The organism is Microbacterium sp. Cr-K32, from assembly GCF_000708345.1.
Taxonomy (GTDB): domain Bacteria; phylum Actinomycetota; class Actinomycetes; order Actinomycetales; family Microbacteriaceae; genus Microbacterium; species Microbacterium maritypicum_A.
In genome coordinates this window covers 160,606-186,194 of record NZ_JARD01000012.1, presented here as the reverse complement: position 1 = coordinate 186,194, position 25,589 = coordinate 160,606, and the positions used below count along the sequence as shown (strand labels likewise).

Genomic DNA, 25,589 nt, shown 5'->3' with positions numbered 1-25,589 from the left:
ACCCTCGCCGCGGGAAAGGGTGGGAGAACCATGACGATGAAGAGAAGGGAAGTCATGAAACTCTCAACGGAGTCCGAGGCGGTCGTGCGTGCGACCGCGGGAGTCGTCGCGCAGCATGCGGACGAGATCACGACGCTGTTCTACCGCGAGATGTTCGCCGCACATCCGGAACTGCTCCGTGTGTTCAATCGTGCAAACCAGGCGATAGGCGAGCAGCCCAAGGCGCTGGCCGCATCGGTGGTCGCGTTCGCGGTCCACCTCATCGACCCCGAGGCCCCCGATTTCACGCCCGTCATGCGCCGGATCGCTCACAAGCACGTCTCCCTGGGCATACAGGCACGCCAGTACACGATCGTCGGGCACCACCTCCTCGACGCTGTCCAGACGGTCCTGGGCGATGCCGTCACCCCCGAGGTCAGAGCCGCCTGGGACGAGGTCTACTGGCTCTTCGGCTGCTCGCTCATCGCGGAGGAGGCGAAGCTCTACGCGCAGGGCGGAACTGATCCCGAGCAGCCGTGGCGCACACACCGCGTCGTGGAGCGCGTGGTGGAGTCCGACGACGTCATCTCCCTGCTCCTCGCTCCCGTTGAGGGGGCAGTGGCCTCGCACCGTACCGGCCAGTACGTCGCCATCGCCGTCGACCTGCCGGATGGTTCCCGACAGCCGCGCCAATACACGATCTCCTCCGGGCCGCGAGGCGATTCGCTGCGGGTGACGGTGAAGCGGGTACGCGGTGAGGGCGGCCTGCCCGACGGCCTGGTGTCGACCTGGCTGCATGAGCACGCGCATCCCGGAACAGTGCTCGACGTATCGCAGCCGGCGGGCGATGTCGTGCTCGACGACGACGAGCACCCGCTGATCCTGGTGTCGGCGGGTATCGGCATCACTCCGATCGCTGCGATCGTCGAGGACCTGTCGCGACGTTCTCCCGGCCGCACTGTGCGGCTCTTCCATGCGGACCGCGCCCACGACACGCATGCGCTGTATCCCTCACTTCGTCGTCAGGTGCTCGCGATGGACGACGCCAGGGCACAGAACTGGTACGCGAAGGACGCAGACGGGGCCCCGACCCTGCATCCCGCTCTTCCGGGCAGGATGGACCTCAGCGATGTGGAGCTGCCGGACGACGCGGTCGTGTTCATGTGCGGACCGCTCGAGTTCATGCGGAACGCGAGAGCGACCCTTCTGCGCCGAGGAGTGCCCGCTGAGCGGATCGCCTACGAGGTCTTCGGCCCCGATCTCTGGCTGCAGCAGCCCGCGACCGACGCCGCCTGAGGTCTCCGCACACAGGGGGGGGAGGGGAACGGGCGCGCGGATGTCAAGCCCCTCCTCGGCGGTGCCGCACCACGCCATGCTTTCGATGTGCGGCACCGCGCCGCAGAACGGGAGGCACCATGAGCATCGGCAGCGGAATCGCGCTCTTCGTGATCGGGGCGATCCTCGTCTTCGCGATCAACGTCGACGTTCCCTGGGTCGACCTCGACATGGTCGGCTACATCCTGATGGGGGCCGGCGTCGTCGTCTTCCTCATCGGCATCGTGCTGCTCGCACGTCGGCGTCGCACCGAGACGGTGTCGCGCACCTTCGTCGATCCCGCCACCGGAGAGCCGACGACGCGTCGCTCCGTGAGCACCAGCGGCGACGAAGCGGTGTGAGCCCAGCCGCTGACGGCGTCCAGCTCGGAGGGTGTCGGGCGCCGTCAGTCGGCGGTGACGCTCTCGAGATGTTCCTCGACGAGCGTGATGCCACCGCTCGAACTCGCGGAATGAGCCAGCTCTTCGATCCACCTTCTGCTCAGCTCCGGCGTCTGTGCGTCCTGGAAGACGAAGCGGAGCGGGATCGAGGGATGCAGCCACAGGGTGGAACGTCCGGGCGCATCGCCGTCCGGGTGCCGCCACGAGAGGGTGAAGCTCTCGTTACGACGGAGCTTGGTGGCGATGACCACTTTGAGATGCGCGAGCGCGCGGTCATCGATGTGGATGGGAGTCTTCGCGTCGCCGTAGTAGAGGCTTCCCATCAGCGTGGGGACGATTCGTCGGGGTGGCGCGCGTGGACCATGGTTCTCCTCGGGGGCGTGCTCGCAGGACCGAGGTCCGGGACACTCGAACTCTAACCGCAGATCGCTCCGACGCCCCGCGCTCGCCCCCGACCCGCCGAGCGACGCGAAGAGAATATTCGTTCCCTGTCAGGTCGATGGCAGTGCGGGCGCCATCCCGTACGCCTCGCGGTAGGCCGAAGCGAACCGCGAGGAGTTGCTGAAGCCCCAGCGTCGAGCGACCTCGCCGACCGAGCGACCCCGACCGTTGCGGAGATCACGATGGGCGCCGTCGAGGCGCGCCCGACGCAGAGCATCCGCAGGCGTGATGTCGAGCGCCCGCCGGAACGCGTATTGCAGACCACGAGTGGAGATGTAGGACGCGGCCGCGACGTCGTCGATGGTGATCGCCAGATGCGCGTTCGCATCGATGTAGGCGAGCGCTCGGCGAACGGCCGCCGGTGCACCGGCGCGCTGCGCCGGGCGCCGCAGCGATTCGGAGAATGTGGTCGGGAACGCCGAAAGCGTGATCATCAGGGCATGGCGTTCGAGCTCGGCGACGAGCAGATCGTCTGCGATCCCGTCCCGCAGGGACTGGTCGAGGTAGGCGAACATCCGCTCCCACCGTTGGGAACCCATGACGGAGTGCGGCGCGAGTCCGGTCGTGCGAAGCTCTCGCCGATCGTCGCCCGTGATCTGCCGCGCTCTGCTCTGCGCGGCCTGCTGGTCGAAGACGATGGCGCGAACGCGAGCCGACCGGTCCCATCTGGCCTCGACCTCAGTGCCGTCTGACATCCAGACGGCCTCGGCGTCCAAGGAAGCGCGCCCCGACCAGACGCGCGCGTCCGGAGCGTCCACACGGCACACGAGCAACTGATCCTGCGGCTCGGCCCGCGAATGCACCTGAGCGGAAAGGCGATAGTCGACGAACGACGCGGTCTCGAGTTCCTCGGATCGCCAGTCGAATCGAAAGCTCCGCGGATCAGCATTCTGGAGGGAGGCCGAGGGAACGAACTGCTGCCACGTGGACTCGACCCGTTCGAGATCGACGGACGTGAACTGCATGGGCTGCTCCTCGTGCTTTGCGCCCTGATCCCACTCGAGGGCGCACCATCTGGAGCGTATCCCACGACACCTGATTCCGAGCCGAGGAGCAGCGACGCACGTCACTCCACGATGGGGCCGGCGTGCCGCACCGGCCAGCGTCCATCGAGCATGTCATCGGGTTCCAGACGTCCGATGCTCACGAAGTACTCGGTGAGGTTGGCTGCCTGCGAGCGGGCCCAGCCGATCTGGTGCGTGTGGAGCTGTACCGGATTCTCGGGGAGACGGAACTGACGGGCGAGCGCCTGCGCCACGCGCCCGGCGGCGATCGCATCCGCAGACGCTTCGTGGGCGCCCTCCAACGGGACGGCGTAGTGCGCCGCGACCACCTCGAGCGTGCGTCGACCGCGCCGGTAGCGGTCATATGCCTTGTCGATCACGAGCGGGTCGATCACCGGTGCGGGGTCGGTGAGCGGGTCGACCCCGTGCCGAGCGGCTTCGCAGGCGAGCAGCGAGAAGTCGAACGACGCGTTGTAGGCGACGACCGGCACACCCCGCCGGAAAAGGGACCGCAGGGCAGCAGTCACTTCGGCGACCACCTCAGGGACGGGCCGCCCATGGGCTCGCGCGTGCGCCGTCGTGATCCCGTGCACCGCGGTTGCGCCGTCGGGGATCGGCACACCGGGGTCCGCAAGCCACGAACGGGACGCGACCTGTCTGCCGTCGGCGTCGAGGATACCGACGTAGGCGGTCACCACGCGGTCCGACTCGACGTCGACTCCGGTCGTCTCCAGATCGAACACCCCGACACGGGTGAGCCAGGCAGGAAACGGGGGACCGGCTGGCATGGCTTCACGCTATGGTCGGCCGCGGACATTCAGGAGAAGGCGCACGGCGACTCGTAGACACGGCGACTCGTAGACTCTGAGGATGACCGTGCCTTCCCCGTATGCGGACCGTCTTCGTCGTCTGCCCGTGCAACGCCACGAGGTCGAGGTGCGCGGGGCGACCACGGCGTACTGGGCGTACGGACCCGAAGACGCCGAGACGACCGTCGTCGCGGTGCACGGCTTCCGGGGCGAGCACCATGGCCTCGAACCGGTGCTCGCATACCTCCCGGAGGTGCGGGTGATCGCGCCCGACCTTCCGGGCTTCGGTGAGACGGCCCCGCTGCCGGGACGCCGTCACGATCTCGACGAGTACGCCGGATGGCTCACGGACTTCGCCACCGAGGTCGCACCCGGCGCGGTCATCCTCGGCCACTCCTTCGGGTCGATCGTGACGGCCGCGGCGGTGGCCCGCGGATTGCAGACTCCGCGCCTGATCCTCGTGAACCCCATCGGTGCCCCCGCGCTCGAGGGGCCCAAGGGGCTCATGACGCGCCTGGCCGTGTTCTACTACGCCCTCGGTGCCCGGCTCCCGGAGAATTTCGGAACCGCGCTGCTGCGCAATCGGATCATCGTGCGGGTCATGAGCATCACGATGGCCAAGACGAAGGACCCCGAGCTCCGGCGGTTCATCCACGACCAGCATGACACCTACTTCTCCCGGTTCTCCGATCGTGATGTGCTCCGCGATGCCTTCGTCGCGAGCGTCTCGCACGACGTCCGCGAGTTCGCGCCCGACATCGACGTTCCGACGCTCCTGGTGGCGGCCGAACGCGACGACATCACGCCGATCGAAGCGGAGCGGAAGCTGGCGACGCTCTTCCCGGACGCCGGGTTGGTCGAGATCGCCCACGTCGGGCATCTGATCCACTACGAGACGCCGGCGGAGGCCGCAGGGGCGATCCGGCGCTTCCTCAGGATTCCCGTCGTGCGAGGCCGATGAGGCCGGCCACACGGAACGGGATCACCTCGCCCATGGCGAGTGAGGTCTCGGTGCGTTCCACTCCCTCGATCGACAGGATGCGCGCGTCGGTGTCGAAGAGGTGACGCGCGTCGCGACAGGCCACGCGTGCGAGCAGATCGATCGATCCGCTGAGCCCATGCGCCTGCACGACTTCGGGAATCCGGGCGAGTTCGTTGATGATGCGAGGAAGCTCCGTCTGGCGGACGCCGATGCTCACGAACGCCTGCAACGGGAATCCGAGCACGTCAGGCGAGAACGACCTCTCGTAGGACAGGAAGATCCCGCTCTGCTCGAGACGTGCCATCCGCGCCTGGATCGTGTTGCGGGACAGGCCCAGGCTCTCCGCGAGCGCGACGATCGTGGTCCTCGGGTCGTCAGCGAGTGCGGCGAGAAGCTCGAGATCGATGCGGTCCAGTCCTGGCATAGTGCCAAACCTTAGCAGGAGCCTTCCGCGCCAAATTGAGCAACATGCTCAAGCCCTTTCAGAATGCTTGAGCGAGGTGTTGAGCAGACGTACTCTCAGACCATGCCGGTGATGACGCTGGCATCAGTGCGCGGAGCCTCACGAGGGCCGCCGAGGACGAGGAGGACGACGATGTCACCGCAGATCACCCCCATCGCAGACACCGCCCAGGATCTGGAGCTCTCGGAGCGCATCCTCAATCCGGACGGCAGTCGCATCGCGAACCCTCGGCTGGATCCTTTCGTCGCCGACGTCGACAGTGCGCAACTGCGTTCACTGCTGCGGGACATGGTCATCCTCCGGCGGATCGACGCCGAAGGCGTCGCCCTGCAGCGCCAGGGACAGCTCGGCCTCTGGGCACCCTGCCAGGGGCAGGAGGCGACCCAGATCGGCACGGCACGCGCCATCGCGCCGGAGGACTACGTGTTCCCGAGCTACCGGGAAACCGGGGTCATCTACGCGCGCGGCGCCCAGCCGGGCGACTATGTGCGCATGTGGCGCGGCGAGGAGGGCGCCGCGTACGATCCGGCCGCACTCGGAGTCGCGCCCTTGCAGATCATCATCGGTGCCCAGACACTGCACGCCGTCGGCTATGCCTTGGGCATCCAGCACGATGGCGCCAAGGAAGTCGCGGTCACGTACTTCGGCGACGGTGCCACCAGTCAGGGCGATGTCAACGAGGCGATGATCTTCGCCGCCTCGTACCAGGCCCCCGTGGTCTTCGTCTGCCAGAACAACCACTGGGCGATCTCGGAGCCCGTCTCCGTGCAGTCGCAGTATCCGATCGCCGGGCGGGCTCCGGGGTTCGGTATCCCCAGCGTCCGCGTCGACGGCAACGATGTGCTCGCCTGCATGGCTGCCATGCGCTGGGCCCTCGATCATGCACGTGCCGGCAAGGGGCCCGCCTATATCGAGGCGGTCACGTATCGAATGGGGCCGCACACCACGGCCGATGACCCGACGCGCTACCGTGACCAGGACGAACTCGAATCCTGGCGCCGACGCGATCCGATCGCACGGCTGGAAGCCCATCTGCGCGCCACGGGAGATCTGACCGACGAGCACCTCGCCGAGACCCAGGCGGCAGCAGACGCGGTGGCGAAGGAGATGCGCGCCGCATGCCTCGGCATGGTCACGCGCCCGCCCCTCGCGGTCTTCGACGGCGTCTACGCCGAACCGCACACCGGGCTCGAGCGTCAGCGTGGTGAGTACGCCGCGTACCTCGCCTCCTTCGAGGGCGAGGCCGGCGCATGACCGAACTGACCCTCGGAAAGGCGCTCGGCGCGGGACTGCGTCAGGCGATGCGCGACGACGACAAGGTGGTGCTGCTCGGAGAGGACATCGGGAAACTCGGTGGCGTCTTCCGCATCACCGACGGGCTGCTCGACGAGTTCGGCGCAGCGCGGGTGATCGACACTCCGCTCGCGGAGTCGGGCATCGTCGGAACAGCCGTGGGCCTGGCGTTCCGCGGTTATCGGCCGGTGGTCGAGATCCAGTTCGACGGCTTCGTGTACCCCGCGTTCGACCAGATCGTCGCTCAGGTCGCGAAGCTGCACTACCGCACCCAGGGCCGGGTGAAGATGCCGATCACCATCCGCATCCCGTGGGCAGGAGGCATCGGCGCCGCCGAGCATCACTCGGAGTCCCCGGAGGCCTACTTCGTGCACACGGCCGGTCTGCGCGTGATCGCGGTCTCGAACCCGGAGGACGCGTACCGCAGCCTGCGACAGGCGATCGCCTCCGACGATCCGGTGATCTTCTTCGAGCCGAAACGCCTGTACCACCACAAGGGCGATGTCGATCTGGAGGCGCCGCTCGCGGACGCAGCGCCCATGGGACTCGCGCGCGTCGTGCGCACCGGGAACGACGCGACCCTGATCACCTACGGGGCGATGGTCTCCACGGCGCTTCAGGCGGCCGACGCGGCAGCGGACGAGGGCGTCTCTCTCGAGGTCATCGACCTCCGCTCGCTCTCACCGGTGGACTACGACTCGGTCGCCGCCTCGGTGCGCAAGACGGGACGCGTGGTCGTCGCCCACGAGGCCTCTCGCGAGGCCGGCGTCGCAGCCGAGGTGATCGCGAGCATCACGGAGCGCTGCTTCGAGTACCTCGAGTCGGCGCCGTTGCGCGTCACCGGACACGACGTCCCCTACCCGCCCGCAAAGCTCGAGAAGTATCACCTTCCCGATCTCGATCGGCTGCTCGATGCCGTCGACCGGGTGCTGGACCGACCGAACAGTCTGACGGGAGCAGGGGCATGATCGCGGAGTTCCGTCTTCCGGACCTCGGAGAGGGACTGACCGAAGCCGAGGTGGTGACCTGGCTCGTCGCCCCCGGCGACGCGGTCTCGCTCAACCAGACTCTCGCGGAGGTGGAGACGGCGAAAGCGGTCGTCGAGCTGCCCTCGCCCTATGAGGGCACGGTATCGGCCCTGCACGCCGAGGCCGGCCAGACGGTCGCCGTCGGTGCTCCGCTGATCGCCTTCGATGTGGTGGGGGAGGACGAGGATGGGCCCGCACCCGCGTCGGATTCCGAGGAGAAGGCGCAGCCGAACCTCGTCGGCTACGGTGCCGCCCCCACGACCGCCGGCCGCCCTGCGCGACGGGCTCGGCGCATCGGAGCCACCCCGGCACCGGTCGACACGGCCGTTCTCGAGGCCGCACCGCATGACGCCAGCCCCTCGGCAGCCGTGGATGCGGTCATCGAACGGCCGCGCTCCACCCCGCCCGTGCGCGCTCATGCCAAGCGTCTCGGCATCGATCTCGTGCTGGTCGCCGCCGACGTGGGGGACCGAGTCATCACCCGCCGCGACGTCGACGAATACGCAGAGCGGATCGCCCACCGCACGCCGCGTGCCGACGACCTGTCGTCGACGCCCACCCCGTCGAACGCGTCAGTGCTCACAGACGCGGAGCGAGAGACCCGCATCCCCATCCGCGGCGTGCGCAAGCACACGGCGGCGGCGATGGTGCAGAGCGCGTTCACGGCCCCCCATGTCACGGTCTTCCACACGGTCGACGTGACCGCGACGATGGACCTGTTGTCGAGTCTTCGCGACGATCGCTCCCTCAGCGCACACCGGATCGGCCCGCTCGCGGTGGTCGCGAAGGCCGTCTGTCTCGCTCTGAGCCGCACGCCCGGGCTCAACTCGCGTTGGGACGAGGCCGCCGGGGAGATCGTCCAGCACAACTACGTCGACCTGGGGATCGCCGCCGCGACGGATCGGGGCCTCATCGTCCCGATGATCCGTGATGCGGAGCAGTTGACCCTCGTCGGTCTCGCGGATGCCGTGAAGTCGCTGGCCGAGGTGGCCCGTGCGGGGAAGACCTCGCCGGCGGAACTCGCAGGCGGCACGTTCTCGATCTCGAACATCGGAGTCTTCGGCGTCGATGCCGGCACACCCATCCTGCCCCCGGGGCAATCCGGGATCCTGGCCGTCGGAGCAGTGCGGCGTCAGCCGTGGGAGCACCACGGCGAGATCGCCCTGCGGCAGATGATGACCCTCAGCCTCTCGTTCGATCACCGTCTGGTCGACGGAGCCGAGGGGGCGAGCTTCCTCAAGGATGTCGCCGACATCCTCGAAGAGCCCGGACGGGCGATGCTGCTCAGGTAGTCGCGCGCAGAGCCGCGTCCGCCATCGCGATCAGTACGGTCGCGGTGGCGGAATGCCGCCTGGCGGCGGCGCGGGTGCTGTGGGGAGTCGAGTTGATGAGCCCGAAGCACGCCTGCACGCGCAACCGCAGCTCATCCTGATCCGCGCCGCCGCCCGGCGTCGCATGCAACGGCGACAATGCTGCCATCCACAACTCGATGTACGCGCGCTGGAGGCGGCGGACCTCGGCCCGGTCCGTCTCGGAGAGGAACGCGACATCACGATCCTGCACCTGGATGACCTCGGCATTGCCCAGCGCGAACTCGACATGGAAGCCGATCAGCGCACGCATCCGCTCGTCGGGGGTCGGAGTTTCCTCGGAGACCTGCCGTCCACCGCGGATCAGATCCTGACTCACCTTGACGAGTACGGCCCCGAGCAGTGCCTGCTTGCCGGCGAAGTGACGGTAGACGGCCGGTCCGGATACGCCGACGGCAGCCCCGATGTCCTCCAGGCTCACGCCGCTGTATCCACGCGCGGCGAAGAGACGCGCGGCAGCGTGCAGGATCGCATCCGACCGTTCAGCCTTGGCGCGGTCTCGGGCGGTGACCGGGCTTGTCATCTCAGTTAATCCTCGCTAACCTGAATCAACGGGTTAGTGAACACTAACCGAAAGTGCATGCACCGCGCCAGGGCCCGCCCTCGCGGACGTGGGTCGAGGAGGACATCACGATGCCGGCAACCCAGGAGTCTCTCGCGCAAGAGCTGCGAGACCGCCTCGCGACCGCGGCCCGCGGCGGACCGGAGGCGTCCCGCGAACGCCACGTCGCGCGCGGCAAGCTTCTCCCGCGGGACCGCGTCGCTCGGGTGCTCGATGAAGGCAGCCCGTTCCTGGAAGTCGCCCCCCTCGCGGCCGACGGCCTGTACGGGGGAGAGGCGCCCGGTGCCGGGGTGATCGCCGGGATCGGACTCGTCCACGGTCGCCACGTCATGGTGGTCTGCAACGACGCGACGGTGAAGGGCGGCACGTACTACCCCCTCACGGTCAAGAAGCATCTGCGTGCGCAGGAGATCGCCCTCGAGAATCGCCTGCCTTGTCTGTACCTGGTCGACTCGGGAGGCGCCTTCCTCCCGAAGCAGGACGAGGTCTTCCCGGATCGGGAGCATTTCGGCCGGATCTTCTTCAACCAGGCGCGTATGTCCGCCGAAGGGATCCCTCAGCTCGCTGCAGTTCTCGGTTCCTGCACGGCGGGTGGCGCCTATGTCCCCGCCATGAGCGACGAGACCGTGATCGTCCGCGGCCAGGGAACGATCTTCCTCGGGGGGCCGCCCCTGGTGAAGGCCGCGATCGGCGAGATCGTGACCGCAGAGGAACTGGGCGGGGGAGAACTGCACGCACGACGCAGCGGTGTGGTCGACCATCTCGCGGAAGACGACGAGCACGCCCTCGAGATCCTGCGCGATATCGTCGCCACGCTCCCCGCACCCGCAGCTCCGGCCTGGGACGTGGCGCCCAGCCGACCGCCGTCCGAGTCCTCCAGCCTCTACGACGCGGTTCCCGTCGACGTGAATGCCGCGTACGACGTGCACGAGGTCATCTCACGCCTCGTCGACGGCGACACGTTCCTCGAGTTCAAGCCCGAGTACGGCACGACCCTGGTCACCGGTTTCGCCCGACTCCATGGTCATCCCATCGGCATCGTCGCGAACAACGGCGTGCTGTTCAGCGAGTCCGCGCTCAAGGGCGCCCACTTCATCGAGCTGTGCGACCAGCGCGGGATCCCGCTGTTGTTCCTGCAGAACATCACCGGGTTCATGGTCGGCTCCGACGCCGAGGCCGGAGGCATCGCGAAGGACGGCGCGAAGATGGTCACTGCGGTCGCAAGCACACGGGTGCCGAAGCTCACGGTCATCATCGGAGGTTCTTTCGGGGCCGGCAACTACTCCATGTGCGGCCGTGCCTACTCGCCCCGCTTCCTGTGGACGTGGCCTGCGAGCCGCATCTCCGTGATGGGCGGCGCGCAGGCGGCGTCGGTGCTCGCCACCGTCAAGGAGGATCAGCTGACCGCGCGCGGCGATGCCTGGAGCGGCGAGGACCGTGCGGCGTTCGAGGCTCCGATCCGTGAGCAGTACGAGCACCAGGGCGAGCCCTATTACGCCACAGCCCGACTCTGGGACGACGGGATCGTCGACCCTGCACAGACCCGCGACCTCCTGGGGCTCTCCCTCGACGTCATCTCCCGCAGCCCGCTGCCCGAACCGCGCTTCGGCGTCTTCCGGATGTGAGTGTCTTGTCCATGACCACGACGTCGTCGTCGAACACCGTCTCCTTCCACACCGTTCTCGTCGCCAACCGCGGGGAGATCGCCCGACGGGTGATCCGCACCCTGCGCACGCTCGGGATCCGCAGCGTCGCCGTCTACAGCGACGCCGACGTCGCGGCACCCCACGTGCGAGAGGCCGATGTCGCCGTGAGAATCGGCCCGGCACCGGCTGCGGAGTCGTACCTCGACATCGATGCCGTCATCGCGGCGGCTCGGCGCAGCGGCGCGCAAGCCATCCACCCCGGCTACGGATTCCTCTCTGAGAGTGTCGGACTCGCCGAGGCCTGCGCCGAGAGCGGCATCGTCTTCATCGGCCCCTCGGTGGAGGCCCTGCAGATCATGGGGGACAAGGCACGCGCTCGCGAGCATGTCCTGCGTTTCGGCGTTCCGGTCGTCCCCGGTTTCGACGCCAAAGGCCTGTCCGACGTCGAGATCGCCGAAGAGGCGGAGAACGTCGGATACCCACTGCTGGTCAAGCCCAGCGCCGGCGGAGGCGGCAAGGGCATGGAGGTCGTCGCCGACTCGACGGGGCTGCGCTCTGCGCTCGCCTCGGCCCGGCGCGTGGCGGCCGCGGCGTTCGGCGATGATGCGCTCATCCTCGAACGCCTGATCAGACGTCCGCGGCACATCGAGGTGCAGGTCTTCGGAGACGCGCACGGTACGGTCATCGCGCTCGGGGAGCGGGAGTGCACGCTGCAGCGACGGCACCAGAAGGTCGTCGAGGAGGCGCCGTCGGCAGGCATCCCCCCGCACACCCGGGAGCGACTGCTCTCAGCCGCCGTGCTGGCGGCTGAGAGCGTCGAGTACATCGGGGCCGGCACGGTCGAGTTCCTCATCGACGCCGATGCGCCGGACGAGGTGTTCTTCATCGAGATGAACACCCGCCTCCAGGTGGAGCATCCGGTCACCGAGGAGGTCACCGGACTCGATCTCGTCGCCCTTCAACTCCGCGCGGCCGATGGGCTTCCGCTGGATGTCTCGCCGCGTCTGCGCGGTCACGCTGTGGAGGCGCGCGTGTATGCGGAATCGCCCGAGCGCGGCTTCCTCCCCTCCACCGGGAACGTGCTGTTGTTCGAACCGCCCGTCGGTGTGCGCGTCGACGCGGCGATCGAGACCGGAAGCGAGGTGACCGGGTTCTACGATCCGATGATCGCGAAGGTGATCGCCTTCGCGGACGACCGTGCCACGGCACTCGCGCGGCTCGACGAGGCGCTCGCACGCACGGTCGTGCTGGGCGTCGAGACCAACATCGCGTTCCTGCGAACTCTCTGCCAGGACGCGCGCGTGATCGCGGGGGATCTCGACACGGGACTCATCGAGACCCTGCTTCCCCTCGACGCGCAGACGCCGTCGACCGCACAGCTCGCAGCCGCGAAGGATGCCATCTCGGAGCTCCGCGCGCCGGTGCGGACCAGCCCTCTGTGGCGAGAGCTGCGGGGATGGCGCCTGGGAGCGGAGAACACGGTGGTCGCCCCGTTCGTGGCGCTCACGGATGACGACGAAGAGGTCGAGCTCCACGAGGCCCTGTCCACACGATCTCAAGTCTCCGTGCGTGCCGCTGTCGACGGCGACGGCGCGGTCTGGGTGGCCGAGGACGGACACACGGTCCGCCTGCGTCCCCTCGACAGAAGGCAGCGGATGCGGCGTCGGCTGTCGGCGCGCGAGGCGGGATCCGGGGCGACCGAACCGGAGGGACGGGCCCCGATGCCGGGCAGCGTCGTGGCGGTTCACGCCGCGGACGGGGAGAGGGTCTCCGCCGGCGACCCTCTCGTCTCGATCGAGGCGATGAAGATGGAGCACCCGGTGCTCGCACCGCACGACGGTGTGGTGCACCTGCTGGTCGCGGTGGGCGATCAGGTGCGGCGCGACCAACCGGTCGCCCGTGTGACGACGGAGGAGAGCTGAACATGGAAGATCTGACCGAGGAGGAGCGCGAGCTCGCCGCCATGGTGCGGGAGTTCGCAGACACGGTCGTCGCGCCGCAGGCCTATGAGGCCGACCGCACCCATACGCTCTCGATGGACGTCGTGGCGCAGATGGGCGATCTCGGCCTGTTCGGCCTGCCGTTTCCCGAGGAGTACGGGGGACAGGGCGGCGACTACATGGCGCTCGGCATCGCGATCGAGGCGCTCGGCCGCGTCGATCAGTCCATCGCGATCACGCTCGAAGCAGGGGTCAGCCTCGGCGCCATGCCGATCTTCCGCTTCGGCACCGAGGAGCAGCGCCAGGAACTGCTGCCCGATCTGCTCGCCGGACGGGCGCTGGCGGGCTTCGGCCTCACCGAGCCGGAGGCAGGCAGCGACGCCGGCGCGACCAGGACCACGGCCCGACTCGACGGCGACGAGTGGGTCATCGACGGCTCCAAGCAGTTCATCACCAACTCCGGTACCCCGATCACGCGCTTCGTCACGGTCACCGCGGTGACCGGGAACGAGGACGGTCGCAAGGAGATCTCGACGATCATCGTGCCCAACGGCACCCCGGGATTCACGGTCGAGGCCCCCTACGACAAGGTGGGCTGGAACGCCTCCGACACGCATCCGCTGACTTTCGACGGGGCGCGGGTGCCCGCCTCGAACCTGCTCGGCCCACGGGGGAGCGGCTTCCGCAGCTTCCTGAGCATCCTCGACGAAGGCCGCATCGCCATCGCAGCTCTCTCGACGGGGGCGGCGGAGGGCTGCCTGGAGGCGGCGGTGGACTACGCGAAGAGCCGCACGATCTTCGGTGCCGCATTGAGCACGCGCCAGAATGCCCAGTTCACGCTGGCGCGGATGCGGGCCCGGGTTCACACCGCTCGACTCGCCTGGCATCATGCCGCGCGGTTGCGGGATGCCGGCAAGCCGTTCGCCGAAGCAGCGGCCATCGCGAAGCTCGTCGGCGGAGAGGCCGCGATGGACAACGCCAGGGATGCGACGCAGATCTTCGGGGGAAACGGGTTCATGAACGAGTTCCCCGTCGGCCGTCATTACCGTGACTCCAAGATCCTCGAGATCGGCGAGGGCACCACCGAGGTGCAGCTCCTCGTCATCGCGCGCGGACTCGGACTCGCCGGGTAGCGTGGCGGTATGACCACGCACGACATCCTGCAGCGGGGGCTGTACTACGAGGAGTTCGCGGTCGACGGCCGCTACCTGCATCGCCCTGGGCGCACGGCGACCGAGGCCGACAACGTTCTCTTCACGACCCTCACGATGAATACGCAGGCGCTGCATCTCGACGCGGCCTTCGCCGAGGCCCAGGATCCGTTCCATGCGCGGCTGATGAACTCGATGTGGACGCTGTCGACGATGGTGGGATCATCGGTCGCGCAGCTGACCCAGGGAACTCTCGTCGCGCAGCTCGGTTTCGGCGACGTGGCTTTCCCGCATCCGCTGTTCGCCGGCGACACGCTCTACACCGAGAGCGTCGTCGTGGAGAAACGGCTCTCCTCGTCCCGACCGGGGCAGGGAATCGTGAAGATCGCGCACACCGGACGCAATCAGGACGGAACGGTGGTCGCCACTGCCGTGCGCTCGGTGTTGGTGCACTGCCTTCCGGAAGGTCCCGCCGCATGAGCTTCGACCTCGGCCCTGCTCTGCTGTTCTGCCCCGCCGATCGACCCGAGCGTTTCCAGAAGGCCGCCGAGCGCGCCGATGCGATCATCCTCGACCTCGAGGATGCGGTGCTCCCGGATGCGAAGGACGCCGCGCGCAGGAATGTCATCGAAGCCGACCTCGACCCCGGCCGCGTCATCGTGCGCGTGAATGCCGCGGACAGCGACGCCTTCACCGCCGACCTCGCGATGCTGGCGAAGACGGACTTCCGCACCGTGATGGTGGCGAAGACGGAGAGCGCGGAGAGCCTCTCAGCGTTCGACGACCGTTACTCGCTGATCGCTCTGTGCGAGACCGCCCGTGGCGTGCACGCCGCAGACCGCATCGCCGCGCACCCACGGGTCACAGCGATGATGTGGGGGGCCGAGGATCTCGTGGCCTCCCTCGGTGGCACGTCGTCCCGGAATGCCGATGGGGGCTATCGCGACATCGCCCGCTATGCCCGCGCGCGCATCCTCCTCGAGGCTGGGGCCCGGGGCAAAGCCGCCATCGATGCCGTGCACATCGCTCTCGACGACGCCGAGGGCCTCGATCGCGAGGCGCGCGATGCCGCCGCGTCGGGCTTTCGCGCGACGGCGTGCATCCATCCCAACCAGGTGGCGGCGATCCGGGCCGCCTACCGACCCGACGAGACGACCGTGGCATGGGCGCGTGCGGTCCTCCTCGCCGCAGCGGCAGAGCGCGGTGTATTCCGGTTCGAGGGACGGATGATCGACGAACCAGTGCTCCGGCACGCGCGCTCCGTCGTCTCTCGTGCCGGCTGATCGCCGCCTCGGCTGATCAGGGCAGCAGCTGATCAGGGCAGCAGCTGATCAGGGCAGCAGCTGATCAGAGCAGCAGCTGATCAGAGGACCGGAGATTCCTCGAGCAGCCGAAGGTATCCGGGAGCTGCCACGAACCGATGCGCCGAGCCGTTCTGAAGGACCTGGCCGTCCCGGGGGAGGGTTCCGCCGGAGACGTGGTCGATCACGGCCCGGATCACTCCGCCATGGGCGACCACGATGACCGACTCCGCGCGAGGAGCGGACCGCCGGCGTGCGTCTCGGGCGATCTCGTGCAGCGCCGCGATGGCCCGTTCGCCGACCTCGTGCAGGGACTCGGCCCCGGGAACCTCCGCATGCCAATCCCCGTAGGTCCTGATGTAGTCCGGCACGAGCATGCCTTCGCCCTCGCCGAACTCGCGCTCACGGATGTCGGGGACGACTCCGGTGATCTCCAGCCCCAGCCGATCCGCGATGATCTCCGCCGTCTCCCTCGCTCGCAGCAGGGGGCTGGTGTAGACGGCATGATGCGTACCGGCAGCGAGCCTCTCCGCCGCCCACCGCGCGTCGTCGCGCCCCGTCTCGTTCAGCGGGATGTCGGTGGAGCCTTGGATGCGCTTGGCGAGGTTCCAGTCGGTCTGACCGTGGCGGACGAGGGTGAGGTGGGTCACGAGAGGAGTTCCTGGAGTGCGGGGAGCACGTCGCTGGTGCCGGCGGCGATGGTGAGGTGCGCCCAGGCATCCGCGCGCGTCGGCTCACGGTTAACGATGATCAAGGGGATGTTGCGGCGACGGGCGCGCTCGACGAGACGCACGCCGGAGTTGACGACCAGCGAGGAACCCGCGACGATCAGTGCGGTGCTCGAGCGCAGCAGCGACTCGGCGGCACGGAAGCGGTCCTGGGGAACGTATTCGCCGAAGAAGACCACATCCGGCTTGAGCGTCCCTGCGCACACCGTGCACACCGGGACGATGAACCCCTCCGTGCTCTCAGGCAGGACGTCGCCGTCGGGAGCGAGCGCGATGTTCTCCGGCACCGTGATCCAGGGGTTGAGCTCCTCGATCTGCACGGCGACATCGCGGCGGTCGAACACCTGACCGCACTTGAGGCACAGCACGCGGCGCATCGTCCCGTGCACCTCGATCACGTGCGAGCTCCCGGCTCGCAGATGCAGACCGTCGACGTTCTGCGTGATGACTCCGGATACGGTGCCCACGGTTTCGAGTTGCGCAAGCGCGATATGTCCCGGGTTCGGCTCAGCTCGGGCGAACGCGCGCCAACCGAGATGGCTCCCGACCCAGTACCGACGCCGCGCGGCCTCGTCGCCCAAGAATGTCTGGATCGTCATCGGATCGCTGCGGGTCCTGGCGCCTTCACCGCGATAGGCGGGGATACCGGAATCGGTCGAGATACCGGCGCCGGTGAGAAGTGCGATGCGCTTCTCGCGCAGCAACTCGGCGGCGTGGGCGATGGTGGCCGACAGCTCGGCGGGATTCGACACGCTCACGGGACCTCCTCGAGCGAGTCTACGGTGCGGGGACGGACACGGCGCCCGCCGACGGGGCGTCAGCGCGCGCCGACGCCGTGCGAGGCCTGCCCACGGACGATGGCAGAGTGGACATCGTGGAACTACTGCCTGTGACCGATGCCGACGACCCGCGTCTCGACGACTACCGCGGACTCACCGACACCGCGCTTCGCGCCCTGTCTGAGCCGTCGGGTGGTCTCTACATCGCGGAATCGACGAAGGTGATCGCCCGCGCGGTGGCGGCTGGACATCGTCCGCGTTCCGTGCTGGTCCAGGAGCGCCGGGTGGAGGACATCCGGAGGATCGTCGGCGATCTCGATGTGCCCGTGTACGTGGTACCGGATGAGATCGCCGAGACGGTGACCGGCTTCGCGGTGCACAGGGGGACGATCGCGTCGATGCACCGCCCCGAGCTGCCGTCGGTTCACGACGTGATCCAGGGCGCGACCCTCGTGCTCATCCTCGAGAACATCGGCGACCACACCAACGTCGGAGCGGCCTTCCGTGCGGCTGCCGGGCTGGGGGCCGACGCGGTGCTGGTGTCGCCAGGGGGCGCCGACCCGCTGTACCGTCGCAGTGTCCGCGTGAGCATGGGGACCGTGTTCCAGGTGCCGTGGACGCGTATCCCCGACTGGGATTCCGCCATCGCAGACCTTCACGCCGCGGGCTTCGACATCGCGGCCCTCGCGCTGCGTGACGACGCGGTGACGCTCGACACCTACGCCGCCGATCGTCCGGAACGCGTCGCACTCGTCATGGGCTCGGAGGGCGACGGCCTCTCGCGCGAGGCGATGGAGGGTGCAGACACCATCGTCACCATCCCGATGTCCGGCGGGGTCGACTCGCTCAACGTCGCATCCGCCGCCGCGGTCGCGCTCTGGTCGATGAAAGCCTGACCTCTCAGTCCCTCTCCGGAGGGGTCTGCTCGAATCGGAACACCGGCGAGGGCTCCGGACGCTTCGCCGCGAGGTTGTCTCCGGATGACTGGTGCCGCAACCTCCGGAGCACCCACGGCACCAGGTGCTCGCGTGCCCAGCCGAGGTCCTCGGCGCGCGCCTCTCGCCACGTCCGCAGCGGGAACGGCTCGGGCTGCATGGCCTCGAGGTCGTTCGGCACGTTCAGCGCGCGCAGCGCCATCCGTGCCACCTCGTGGTGACCGAGGGCGTTGTAGTGCAGGCGGTCGTCGTCGAAGAACCGCATGTCCTGCACGACCTTGAGCGCCCACTGATCGGCGACGATGCAGTCATGACGCTCGGCGATCGCACGGACGTTCTCGTTGTAGATCGCGACCTTGCCGCGGAACGTCCGGAACACCGGCGTGAAGGCGGTGTCGATCCCGGTGAAGAGGAGCACGGCCGCTCCCGTCGAGGCCAGTCGGGCCACGGCATCTTCGAGCTGACTCGCGATGGCGTCCGGATCGGTCCCGGGGCGGATCACGTCGTTGCCGCCCGCACAGATCGACACCAGATCGGGGTGGAGCGCCACGGCCGGCTCGATCTGGTCGGCGACGATCTGTGCGATGAGTTTGCCGCGGACGGCGAGGTTGGCGTAGGCAAAGTCGTCCACCTGCGAGGCGAGCACCTCCGCGACGCGGTCGGCCCAGCCGCGGTGACTGCCGGGATGTGCGGGATCCGGGTCGCCGATGCCCTCCGTGAACGAATCGCCGATCGCGACGAAACGACGCCACGGATGTGCGGTCTCGTTCGGAACGTAGGGGGTCCGAGTCGAATCCTGGTCGGTCATCCCGCTCTCCTTCACGAACATTCTGCCCGGCGGAGGTGACCGCTGCGCAGTGACAGAGCCTACTGCAGGCGCACGTCCGGGGCAGGGGCACGCGCGGGAACGGCGGCGAGTGATCCCGTGTCCCCGGCAGCGATTATCGTGGAGTCGATGCTCTCTCCGTCCTTTCCACAGCGTGCCCCTTGGGGCACCGCGAACAAGCTGCGCGCGTGGCAGCAGGAGGCCCTCGAACAGTACTTCGCGGCGGATCAGCGCGACTTCCTCGTGGCTGCCACCCCCGGCGCAGGGAAGACCACGTTCGCTCTCACCCTGGCGGTCGAACTCATGCGCATGGGCGAGGTCAACCGCATCATCGTGGTGGCTCCGACCGAGCATCTCAAGACGCAGTGGGCCGATGCCGCCGCGCGCGCGCACATCCGCCTCGACCCCCGTTTCCGCAACAGCGACTGGGCACCCGCGCGCCACTATCACGGCGCGGTCGTGACGTATGCGCAGGTCGCGGCGAAGTCCTCCGTGCACCGGCATCTCACGGAAGACGCGAAGACGCTGGTGATCCTCGACGAGGTCCACCACGGCGGTGATGCACTGAGCTGGGGCGACGCCATCCGCGATGCGTACGGTCCCGCCAAGCGGCGTCTCCTGCTCTCCGGAACCCCGTTCCGCAGCGACACGGCACCGATCCCGTTCGTCGAATACCACCCCGACGAATCCGGCGCGCGCATCTCTCGCACCGACTACAACTACGGCTACGGTCGTGCGCTGGCCGACGGCGTCGTCCGACCTGTCCTGTTCCACATGTATGCGGGCAAGATGCGGTGGCGCACGACGACGGGCGACGAACTCGAGACGCACCTGGGCCAGGACAACACGAAGGACGTGACTTCGCAGGCCTGGCGCACCGCGCTCGACCCCGAGGGCGACTGGATGCCGGCCGTGCTGTCGGCCGCAGACCGCCGCCTCACCGAGATCCGCCACCACGTCCCCGACGCCGGCGGTCTGGTGCTGGCGACCGATCAGACCGTCGCCCGGGCGTACGCCAAGATCCTGCACAGCATCACGGGCCAGCAGGCCACAGTCGTGCTCTCCGACGACGCGACCGCCTCGGAACGCATCGAGAAGTTCAGCGCGAACGACTCCCGGTGGATGGTGGCCGTGCGCATGGTGTCGGAGGGTGTCGACGTGCCGCGCCTCGCGGTGGGCGTGTACGCGACCTCCTCGTCGACTCCGCTGTTCTTCGCCCAAGCCATCGGTCGTTTCGTGCGGGCCCGACGCCGCGGTGAGGCCGCCAGCGTGTTCCTTCCGCAGGTCCCCGTGCTCATGGGGCTCGCGAACGAGATGGACAAGCAGCGTGACCACGCACTCGACCGGCAGTCGAAGGAGGACGACGGGCTGGAAGACTCCCTGCTCGAGAGCGCGAATCGCGAAGAGGAGACCTCGGACGCGCTGACGCAGGAGTTCAGCTATCAGGCGCTCTCGTCCGTCGCGCACTTCGATCGCGTGGTGTTCGAAGGTCAGGAGTTCGGACAGCTCGCAGAACCCGGCACACCGGAAGAGGAGGAGTTCATCGGATTCCCCGGTCTCCTCGAACCGGAACACGTCCACGAACTGCTCATGCAGCGTCAGTCCCGTCAATCGCGTCTGCGTGAAGCGCGAGAAGCCTCGACCGCACCGACCGAGACGACGACGCTGCCCCCGCCCCTGCATCGCACGCTCAAAGAGCAGCGACAGCTTCTGAACAGTCTCGTCGGACTCTACGCCCGGCAGAAGGGCGAGCCCCACGGCGCGGTGCATGCCGAGCTCCGACGGATCTGCGGAGGTCCGGCCGTCGCCCAGGCGACGGTGACCCAGCTGCAGTCGCGCATCGAGGTTCTCCGCAAACGCGTGCGTTCCTGAGGACCACAGGACCGCATGACGTCCGGCCGGTGCTTCGGATCCCCGAAATGCTGTCAATCCGCGCCTGAGCAGGGTTCCTGCGCGCCGTCAGAGCTAGCGTTGAACGGTTGCCCGCGCACCGGGCACCGTCTTTTCTGGAGGATCCATGACAGCCCCCGCCGCAGTCGAACCGACGCCAGCCGACCGCCGACGCTGGGCGCGCTATCTCGTCGAGGAGCGTGCCGAAGGCGCCGTTTATCAGAAGCTCGCTGCACGACGAGAGGGGGAGGAGCGCGACATCCTGCTGAGTCTCGCTGACGCCGAACGCCGCCATGAGCAGCATTGGCTCGATCTTCTCGGCAGCGAGCCGAAGCGACTTCCCCGCGCCGGAGTGCGTTCGCGACTCCTCGGCTGGATGGCCGGTCGTTTCGGGTCCATCTTCGTCCTGGCTCTCGCCCAGAGCGCGGAGGCGCGTTCCCCCTACGATGCGGAGCAGTACGCCACCCCCGCGATGCGGGCCGACGAGAAGGTTCACTACGAGGTCGTGCGCGGGCTCGCGGCACGCGGCCGCAGGCGCCTCTCCGGATCCTTCCGTGCAGCCGTCTTCGGAGCGAACGACGGCCTCGTGAGCAACCTGGCGCTCGTCCTCGGCATCGGCGCGACAGGGGTGAGCTCTGGTTTCGTGCTCTTCAGCGGCATCGCTGGTCTCCTGGCCGGAGCGCTGTCCATGGGGGCGGGGGAGTTCGTCTCCGTACGATCCCAGCGCGAGCTGCTCGCGGCCACCGAGGCGAACGAAGACGCCCACGCGTCGGCCGGCGATCTCGACATCGACGAGAACGAGCTCGCGCTCGTCTACCGCGCACGGGGCATGGAGCAGGAGGAATCGCTGGCGCGCGCCCGGCGCATCGTGAGCGCAGCCCAGGCGGGGGCGCGCCGGGCCGCGACCGGTCCGGTCGACATCCAGGGCGGCGACGCACACGAGATCGTCGGCAGCGATTGGACGGCCGCGATCTCGAGCTTCCTCCTCTTCGCCTCCGGGGCGATCATTCCGGTGCTGCCCTGGATATTCGGCCTGGAGGGAACGACGGCCGTCGTCGTCGCACTCGTGCTCGTCGGCATCGCGCTCCTGAGCACCGGCGCGATGGTGGGTGTGCTCTCGGGCGGCCCGCCCCTGCGCCGCGCCCTGCGCCAACTCGCCATCGGCTTCGGCGCAGCCGCCATCACCTACCTGCTGGGCCTTCTCTTCGGAGTCAGCGCGGCGTGACCGGCAGCGACTCCTGTTCCTGCGATCGCGTGATCGCCGGAACAGGATAGCGGCCATCGACGACGACGGAGGCGGGCTCGTACATCCGCATCACCGGACGGAGTTCTCCCGATGGAGCGGAGCCCGGTAGCTCCGGATCAAGGCGCGGCGTGTATCTCCGCTCTCCGGTGAGCTGTTCCCCGCGTCGTCGACGCACACGACGTCGGTCGTCCACACGACAACGAAGAAGGCCCCGGATCCAGGGATCCGGGGCCTTCTTCTTCCTGTGCGCGGAGGGGGACTTGAACCCCCACGCCCTTACGGGCACTACGACCTCAACGTAGCGCGTCTACCATTCCGCCACCCGCGCAGGTGTTGGATGATCGTTGCCGACCGAAGAATGACATTACCACGTCCCCGGCGGCCTCTCGAACCGAGGCGCACGCCCGGGCGTGGCGCGCGCTTTCGATAGCCTGGACCCATGACCGATCCGTCTCTTCCGGAGGTCGTCCGCATCGCGAGCGACCTGATCCGCTTCGACACCTCCAACTTCGGCGGGGGCAACGCGAAGGGCGAGCGCGAGGCCGCGCAGTATGTCGGTGCCTACCTGGAGGGGCTCGGGCTCGCGGTCGAGTACTACGAGCCGATCCCGCGCCGCACGAACGTGATGGCGAGGGTGCCGGGGCGTGACAGGGACAAGCCCGCGCTCGTCGTGCACGGCCATCTCGACGTCGTTCCCGCCATGGCGGAGGACTGGAGCGTCGACCCGTTCGCCGGCCTCGTGCGGGACGGAATGCTGTGGGGCCGTGGAGCCGTCGACATGAAGAACATGAATGCCATGATCCTCACGTCGGTGGCCGAGATCCTGCGCGCAGGCGAGCAACCGGAACGCGATCTCGTGCTGGCCTTCTTCGCCGACGAGGAGAACGGCGGTGTCGAGGGGTCAGCGCTCGTCGTGCAGAACCGCCCGGAGTGGTTCGAGGGCGCGACGGCCGCCATCAGCGAGGTCGGCGGCTACTCGATCACCGTCGATGACCGACGGGCCTATCTGCTGCAGGTGGGGGAGAAGGCCCTGATCTGGATACGGCTCGTCGCGAAGGGCCGCGCGGGCCACGGAAGCCGCCTGCACGACGACAACGCCGTCACGAAGCTCGCTGAAGCGGTCGCGGCGATCGGGCGCACCCGGTGGCCGATCCGTCTGACGTCGACGACCAGGGCCCTGCTGGAGGGCCTGAGCGACCTGACCGGGCGCAGCGTCGACGACCCCGATGCCCTCGCCGCAGCCGCGGGACCGGCCGAGGCCTTCCTGCGGTCCTCGTTCCGCACGACGACGAACCCGACAGCGCTGGCAGCGGGCTACAAGCACAATGTGATCCCGGAGCGCGCCGAGGCGCTGATCGACGTACGGGTGATCCCCGGGACCGAGGACGACGTCCTCGCCGAGCTGCAGCAGATCGTCGGAGACGAGATCGTCATCGAGACGGTCGTCCGCGACATCGGGATGGAGACGCCGTTCGAGGGCGAGCTCGTGGAGGCCATGGTCGCCAGCATCGGCCGCCACGACCCGGGGGTTCCGGTCATCCCGTATCTGCTCGGTGCCGGCACGGACAACAAGGCACTGGCATACCTGGGCATCACCGGATACGGCTTCGCGCCGCTCAGGCTGCCTGCCGACCTCGACTTCACAGGCATGTTCCACGGAGTCGATGAGCGAGTACCCGTAGAATCGCTTGTCTTCGGCCAGCAGGTTCTGACCGATCTGCTGCGCACGTACTGAGCGCCGCGCGCTCCGTGCCTCCCTGAACTGAAAGCTCTCCATGCACCTGCTCGAAGCACTGATCCTCGGCATCGTCCAGGGACTCACCGAGTTCCTTCCGATCTCCTCCAGCGCTCACCTGCGCATCCTCGGAACGTTCCTCCCCTCGGGTGAGGACCCGGGGGCCGCGTTCACCGCGATCACACAGATCGGTACCGAGGCCGCCGTCGTGGTGTTCTTCTGGCGCGACATCGTGCGCATCGTCACGCAGTGGTTCCGGTCTCTCGTCGGCAAGGCGCCGCGCAACGATCCGGACGCCAGGATGGGCTGGTTGATCATCATCGGCAGCATCCCGATCGTGGTCCTCGGGCTCCTTTTCCAGGATCAGATCGAGACCGTGCTCCGATCGATGTGGATCGTCGCCGTCATGCTGATCGTGTTCGGCATCCTGCTCGGCGTCGCCGACTACGTGGGAGCGAAGCGCCGAAAGCTCGATGACCTCACCTACCCGCACGGCATCGCCTTCGGTTTCGCGCAGGCGCTGGCGTTGATCCCCGGGGTCTCCCGCTCGGGCGGCACGATCACGATGGGCCTGTTCCTCGGATACGAGCGTGCGGCTGCAGCGCGCTACGCCTTCCTGCTGGCAATCCCCGCCGTCTTCGGCAGCGGCTTCTACCAGGTGTTCAAGAGCTGGGACGAGCCGTCGTTCTTCTCGTTCGGCGACACCCTCGCCGCGACGGGAATCGCCTTCGTGGTGGCACTGGGCGTGATCGCGTTCTTCATGAACTGGATCTCGAAGCGCAGCTTCCTGCCGTTCGTCATCTACCGCATCCTGCTCGGCACCGTCCTGCTGGTCCTTCTCGGCACCGGCGTGATCGCCGCCTGACCCGCGCTCAGCGCTTGCGGTCGCCCGGACCGTCGTCGCGGCGGCGCAGGTAGCGCTCGAATGCCTGGGCGATCGCATCGCCCGACGCCTCGGGGGAGTCCCACGTGTCACGGGTGCGCTCGAGCTGGCGGATGTACTCCGCCATGTCCTCGTCCTCCGATGCGGCGGCATCGATCGACGCCTCCCAGGCGGCGGCCTCCGTGCGCAACGCCGTGCGATCCACATCCACTCCGGTGAGCTCCTCGAGACGGTCGAGGAGGGCGAGCGTGACCTTCGGCGAGGGTGTCGCCGAAGCGACGTAGTGCGGCACGCTCGCCCACAGGCTCGCGGTGGGGATGCCGGCGTTCTCCGCGAAGTGCTCGAAGACGGTGAGGATCCCCACGGGGCCCTCGTACAGCGAGCGTTCCAGACCATGTGCCTCGCGCACCTGCTCGTTCTGGCTGGAGGCGAAGATCGAGATCGGCCGTGTGTGCGGAACGTCGGACAGCATGGCGCCGAGGGTGACGAGACCGGTGATGTCGTCGCGCAGAGCGATGTCGATGAACTCGGAGGCGAACGCCTGCCAGGTGCGCGCCGGCTCGGCTCCGGTGAGAAGCCAGAACTCCGGGCCCGGGCCGGGGTTCCGAGGACGCCACAGACCTGCTTCCGGCCAGGTGAGCTGACGACGGCCTTCCGCATCCATCCGCGTCGACGGACGCGTGTACTGGTAGTCGAAGTACAGCTCGGGGTCGACGGAATGCACGAGATCGTATTCCGACGAGGAGCGCAGCGCATCGATGGCACTGCTCGCCGCTTCACCCGCGTCATTCCAGCCGTCGAAGGCGGCGATGACGATGCGCGGACCGAGAACATCCATCGAGGGCTCCCTTCGAGATCGCGGTCGTGATCCTTCCAGGCTAGT

The 25,589-nt window shown here is 68.3% G+C and carries 25 protein-coding genes and 1 tRNA gene; 16 read left to right on the top strand and 10 right to left on the bottom strand.

The annotated features are described in order from the left end of the window. The first annotated feature begins 30 nt into the window (after positions 1 to 30). Together GZ64_RS0105255 and GZ64_RS0105250 are read left to right on the top strand one after the other, a co-directional pair. A complete protein-coding gene (locus GZ64_RS0105255) occupies positions 31 to 1,275 on the top strand; it encodes a globin domain-containing protein (RefSeq protein ID WP_331280730.1) in 1,245 nt (414 codons plus the stop codon). 119 nt (positions 1,276 to 1,394) lie between these two features. Continuing rightward, a complete protein-coding gene (locus GZ64_RS0105250) occupies positions 1,395 to 1,655 on the top strand; it encodes a DUF6458 family protein (RefSeq protein WP_021200531.1) in 261 nt (86 codons plus the stop codon). A 44-nt stretch (positions 1,656 to 1,699) separates the two neighbouring features. Here the strand turns inward: GZ64_RS0105250 and GZ64_RS0105245 are convergent, their stop codons facing one another. The 3 genes from GZ64_RS0105245 to GZ64_RS0105235 form a co-directional block, all read right to left on the bottom strand. Then, positions 1,700 to 2,017, bottom strand: coding sequence for a DUF7882 family protein (locus tag GZ64_RS0105245; protein WP_021200532.1), 318 nt, complete (start codon positions 2,015 to 2,017; stop codon positions 1,700 to 1,702). Between the two features lie 168 nt (positions 2,018 to 2,185). Beyond that, positions 2,186 to 3,100, bottom strand: a complete 915-nt coding sequence (locus GZ64_RS0105240) for a helix-turn-helix transcriptional regulator (protein ID WP_029265403.1) — start codon at positions 3,098 to 3,100, stop codon at positions 2,186 to 2,188. A 101-nt stretch (positions 3,101 to 3,201) separates the two neighbouring features. Then, on the bottom strand, positions 3,202 to 3,927 hold the full coding sequence (locus GZ64_RS0105235) for a 3'-5' exonuclease (protein ID WP_029265402.1): 726 nt from the start codon (positions 3,925 to 3,927) through the stop codon (positions 3,202 to 3,204). 82 nt (positions 3,928 to 4,009) lie between these two features. Here GZ64_RS0105235 and GZ64_RS0105230 point away from each other — a divergent pair, with 82 nt between their 5' ends. Next, a complete protein-coding gene (locus tag GZ64_RS0105230) occupies positions 4,010 to 4,909 on the top strand; it encodes an alpha/beta fold hydrolase (protein ID WP_029265401.1) in 900 nt (299 codons plus the stop codon). On the opposite strand, the gene GZ64_RS0105225 is transcribed toward GZ64_RS0105230, so the two are convergent. Beyond that, a complete protein-coding gene (locus GZ64_RS0105225; protein ID WP_021200536.1) occupies positions 4,881 to 5,354 on the bottom strand; it encodes an Lrp/AsnC family transcriptional regulator in 474 nt (157 codons plus the stop codon). The genes GZ64_RS0105230 and GZ64_RS0105225 overlap by 29 nt on opposite strands. Before the next feature lie 171 nt (positions 5,355 to 5,525). On the opposite strand from GZ64_RS0105225, the gene pdhA reads away from it, so the two are divergent. From pdhA to GZ64_RS0105210, 3 genes are read left to right on the top strand one after another with little or no spacing between them, the layout of a single operon-like run. Then, positions 5,526 to 6,647 carry a pyruvate dehydrogenase (acetyl-transferring) E1 component subunit alpha gene (gene pdhA, locus GZ64_RS0105220; RefSeq protein ID WP_029265400.1) on the top strand — a complete coding sequence of 374 codons (1,122 nt, stop codon included), beginning with the start codon at positions 5,526 to 5,528 and terminating at the stop codon, positions 6,645 to 6,647. Next, positions 6,644 to 7,654, top strand: a complete 1,011-nt coding sequence (locus tag GZ64_RS0105215; RefSeq protein WP_021200538.1) for an alpha-ketoacid dehydrogenase subunit beta — start codon at positions 6,644 to 6,646, stop codon at positions 7,652 to 7,654. The genes pdhA and GZ64_RS0105215 overlap by 4 nt, the downstream gene beginning before the upstream one ends. Next, positions 7,651 to 9,006 (top strand): dihydrolipoamide acetyltransferase family protein, encoded by a 1,356-nt coding sequence (locus GZ64_RS0105210; RefSeq protein ID WP_029265399.1) that lies wholly within the window; start codon positions 7,651 to 7,653, stop codon positions 9,004 to 9,006. The genes GZ64_RS0105215 and GZ64_RS0105210 overlap by 4 nt, the downstream gene beginning before the upstream one ends. On the opposite strand, the gene GZ64_RS0105205 is transcribed toward GZ64_RS0105210, so the two are convergent. Further along, complete coding sequence (locus GZ64_RS0105205) at positions 8,999 to 9,607, bottom strand: TetR/AcrR family transcriptional regulator (protein ID WP_029265398.1); 609 nt, start codon at positions 9,605 to 9,607, stop codon at positions 8,999 to 9,001. The two genes, GZ64_RS0105210 and GZ64_RS0105205, sit on opposite strands and share 8 nt — an antisense overlap. 110 nt (positions 9,608 to 9,717) lie before the next feature. On the opposite strand from GZ64_RS0105205, the gene GZ64_RS0105200 reads away from it, so the two are divergent. From GZ64_RS0105200 to GZ64_RS0105180, 5 genes are read left to right on the top strand one after another with little or no spacing between them, the layout of a single operon-like run. Next, on the top strand, positions 9,718 to 11,271 hold the full coding sequence (locus GZ64_RS0105200) for a carboxyl transferase domain-containing protein (protein WP_051667856.1): 1,554 nt from the start codon (positions 9,718 to 9,720) through the stop codon (positions 11,269 to 11,271). Between the two features lie 11 nt (positions 11,272 to 11,282). Then, positions 11,283 to 13,214 (top strand): acetyl/propionyl/methylcrotonyl-CoA carboxylase subunit alpha, encoded by a 1,932-nt coding sequence (locus GZ64_RS0105195; RefSeq protein ID WP_029265396.1) that lies wholly within the window; start codon positions 11,283 to 11,285, stop codon positions 13,212 to 13,214. Between the two features lie 2 nt (positions 13,215 to 13,216). Next, positions 13,217 to 14,365, top strand: coding sequence for an acyl-CoA dehydrogenase family protein (locus tag GZ64_RS0105190; RefSeq protein ID WP_029265395.1), 1,149 nt, complete (start codon positions 13,217 to 13,219; stop codon positions 14,363 to 14,365). Between the two features lie 9 nt (positions 14,366 to 14,374). Continuing rightward, positions 14,375 to 14,863 carry a MaoC family dehydratase gene (locus tag GZ64_RS0105185; RefSeq protein WP_029259210.1) on the top strand — a complete coding sequence of 163 codons (489 nt, stop codon included), beginning with the start codon at positions 14,375 to 14,377 and terminating at the stop codon, positions 14,861 to 14,863. After that, positions 14,860 to 15,666: an HpcH/HpaI aldolase/citrate lyase family protein gene (locus GZ64_RS0105180; RefSeq protein ID WP_029259211.1), complete on the top strand. Its 807-nt coding sequence runs from the start codon at positions 14,860 to 14,862 to the stop codon at positions 15,664 to 15,666. Before GZ64_RS0105185 ends, GZ64_RS0105180 begins: the two co-directional genes overlap by 4 nt. 80 nt (positions 15,667 to 15,746) lie before the next feature. Here GZ64_RS0105180 and GZ64_RS0105175 read toward each other — a convergent pair whose 3' ends face one another. Both GZ64_RS0105175 and GZ64_RS0105170 read right to left on the bottom strand, forming a co-directional pair. Beyond that, positions 15,747 to 16,334 (bottom strand): histidine phosphatase family protein, encoded by a 588-nt coding sequence (locus GZ64_RS0105175; protein ID WP_021200546.1) that lies wholly within the window; start codon positions 16,332 to 16,334, stop codon positions 15,747 to 15,749. Beyond that, entirely contained in the window at positions 16,331 to 17,170 is an 840-nt protein-coding gene (locus tag GZ64_RS0105170) for a Sir2 family NAD-dependent protein deacetylase (protein ID WP_029265394.1), read from the bottom strand. The genes GZ64_RS0105175 and GZ64_RS0105170 overlap by 4 nt, the downstream gene beginning before the upstream one ends. 116 nt (positions 17,171 to 17,286) lie before the next feature. Between GZ64_RS0105170 and GZ64_RS0105165 the strand changes: the two genes are divergently transcribed. Then, entirely contained in the window at positions 17,287 to 18,087 is an 801-nt protein-coding gene (locus GZ64_RS0105165; RefSeq protein WP_029259212.1) for a TrmH family RNA methyltransferase, read from the top strand. Between the two features lie 4 nt (positions 18,088 to 18,091). Here GZ64_RS0105165 and GZ64_RS0105160 read toward each other — a convergent pair whose 3' ends face one another. Next, positions 18,092 to 18,934: an SGNH/GDSL hydrolase family protein gene (locus GZ64_RS0105160; protein ID WP_051667855.1), complete on the bottom strand. Its 843-nt coding sequence runs from the start codon at positions 18,932 to 18,934 to the stop codon at positions 18,092 to 18,094. Positions 18,935 to 19,081: 147 nt separating this feature from the next. Here GZ64_RS0105160 and GZ64_RS0105155 point away from each other — a divergent pair, with 147 nt between their 5' ends. Further along, entirely contained in the window at positions 19,082 to 20,824 is a 1,743-nt protein-coding gene (locus tag GZ64_RS0105155) for a DEAD/DEAH box helicase (RefSeq protein ID WP_029265392.1), read from the top strand. Positions 20,825 to 20,969: 145 nt separating this feature from the next. Then, positions 20,970 to 22,067: a VIT1/CCC1 transporter family protein gene (locus GZ64_RS0105150; protein WP_021200551.1), complete on the top strand. Its 1,098-nt coding sequence runs from the start codon at positions 20,970 to 20,972 to the stop codon at positions 22,065 to 22,067. A gap of 266 nt (positions 22,068 to 22,333) precedes the next feature. On the opposite strand, the gene GZ64_RS0105140 is transcribed toward GZ64_RS0105150, so the two are convergent. Beyond that, positions 22,334 to 22,416, bottom strand: a tRNA-Leu gene (locus tag GZ64_RS0105140). A gap of 111 nt (positions 22,417 to 22,527) precedes the next feature. On the opposite strand from GZ64_RS0105140, the gene GZ64_RS0105135 reads away from it, so the two are divergent. Then, positions 22,528 to 23,823 carry a M20/M25/M40 family metallo-hydrolase gene (locus GZ64_RS0105135; protein ID WP_029259215.1) on the top strand — a complete coding sequence of 432 codons (1,296 nt, stop codon included), beginning with the start codon at positions 22,528 to 22,530 and terminating at the stop codon, positions 23,821 to 23,823. Positions 23,824 to 23,863: 40 nt separating this feature from the next. Further along, positions 23,864 to 24,688, top strand: coding sequence for an undecaprenyl-diphosphate phosphatase (locus GZ64_RS0105130; RefSeq protein WP_021200554.1), 825 nt, complete (start codon positions 23,864 to 23,866; stop codon positions 24,686 to 24,688). 7 nt (positions 24,689 to 24,695) lie between these two features. Here GZ64_RS0105130 and GZ64_RS0105125 read toward each other — a convergent pair whose 3' ends face one another. Further along, entirely contained in the window at positions 24,696 to 25,544 is an 849-nt protein-coding gene (locus tag GZ64_RS0105125; protein WP_021200555.1) for a PAC2 family protein, read from the bottom strand. Positions 25,545 to 25,589: the final 45 nt, after the last annotated feature.

What these genes read in the sequence shown, in the direction of transcription:
- GZ64_RS0105255 (WP_331280730.1), top strand. Translation starts at nt 31, where the DNA reads ATGACGATGAAGAGAAGGGAAGTCATGAAACTCTCAACGGAGTCCGAG.
- GZ64_RS0105250 (WP_021200531.1), top strand. Translation starts at nt 1,395, where the DNA reads ATGAGCATCGGCAGCGGAATCGCGCTCTTCGTGATCGGGGCGATCCTC.
- GZ64_RS0105245 (WP_021200532.1), bottom strand. Translation starts at nt 2,017, where the DNA reads ATGGGAAGCCTCTACTACGGCGACGCGAAGACTCCCATCCACATCGAT.
- GZ64_RS0105240 (WP_029265403.1), bottom strand. Translation starts at nt 3,100, where the DNA reads ATGCAGTTCACGTCCGTCGATCTCGAACGGGTCGAGTCCACGTGGCAG.
- GZ64_RS0105235 (WP_029265402.1), bottom strand. Translation starts at nt 3,927, where the DNA reads ATGCCAGCCGGTCCCCCGTTTCCTGCCTGGCTCACCCGTGTCGGGGTG.
- GZ64_RS0105230 (WP_029265401.1), top strand. Translation starts at nt 4,010, where the DNA reads ATGACCGTGCCTTCCCCGTATGCGGACCGTCTTCGTCGTCTGCCCGTG.
- GZ64_RS0105225 (WP_021200536.1), bottom strand. Translation starts at nt 5,354, where the DNA reads ATGCCAGGACTGGACCGCATCGATCTCGAGCTTCTCGCCGCACTCGCT.
- pdhA (WP_029265400.1), top strand. Translation starts at nt 5,526, where the DNA reads ATGTCACCGCAGATCACCCCCATCGCAGACACCGCCCAGGATCTGGAG.
- GZ64_RS0105215 (WP_021200538.1), top strand. Translation starts at nt 6,644, where the DNA reads ATGACCGAACTGACCCTCGGAAAGGCGCTCGGCGCGGGACTGCGTCAG.
- GZ64_RS0105210 (WP_029265399.1), top strand. Translation starts at nt 7,651, where the DNA reads ATGATCGCGGAGTTCCGTCTTCCGGACCTCGGAGAGGGACTGACCGAA.
- GZ64_RS0105205 (WP_029265398.1), bottom strand. Translation starts at nt 9,607, where the DNA reads ATGACAAGCCCGGTCACCGCCCGAGACCGCGCCAAGGCTGAACGGTCG.
- GZ64_RS0105200 (WP_051667856.1), top strand. Translation starts at nt 9,718, where the DNA reads ATGCCGGCAACCCAGGAGTCTCTCGCGCAAGAGCTGCGAGACCGCCTC.
- GZ64_RS0105195 (WP_029265396.1), top strand. Translation starts at nt 11,283, where the DNA reads ATGACCACGACGTCGTCGTCGAACACCGTCTCCTTCCACACCGTTCTC.
- GZ64_RS0105190 (WP_029265395.1), top strand. Translation starts at nt 13,217, where the DNA reads ATGGAAGATCTGACCGAGGAGGAGCGCGAGCTCGCCGCCATGGTGCGG.
- GZ64_RS0105185 (WP_029259210.1), top strand. Translation starts at nt 14,375, where the DNA reads ATGACCACGCACGACATCCTGCAGCGGGGGCTGTACTACGAGGAGTTC.
- GZ64_RS0105180 (WP_029259211.1), top strand. Translation starts at nt 14,860, where the DNA reads ATGAGCTTCGACCTCGGCCCTGCTCTGCTGTTCTGCCCCGCCGATCGA.
- GZ64_RS0105160 (WP_051667855.1), bottom strand. Translation starts at nt 18,934, where the DNA reads ATGACCGACCAGGATTCGACTCGGACCCCCTACGTTCCGAACGAGACC.
- GZ64_RS0105155 (WP_029265392.1), top strand. Translation starts at nt 19,082, where the DNA reads ATGCTCTCTCCGTCCTTTCCACAGCGTGCCCCTTGGGGCACCGCGAAC.
- GZ64_RS0105150 (WP_021200551.1), top strand. Translation starts at nt 20,970, where the DNA reads ATGACAGCCCCCGCCGCAGTCGAACCGACGCCAGCCGACCGCCGACGC.
- GZ64_RS0105135 (WP_029259215.1), top strand. Translation starts at nt 22,528, where the DNA reads ATGACCGATCCGTCTCTTCCGGAGGTCGTCCGCATCGCGAGCGACCTG.
- GZ64_RS0105130 (WP_021200554.1), top strand. Translation starts at nt 23,864, where the DNA reads ATGCACCTGCTCGAAGCACTGATCCTCGGCATCGTCCAGGGACTCACC.
- GZ64_RS0105125 (WP_021200555.1), bottom strand. Translation starts at nt 25,544, where the DNA reads ATGGATGTTCTCGGTCCGCGCATCGTCATCGCCGCCTTCGACGGCTGG.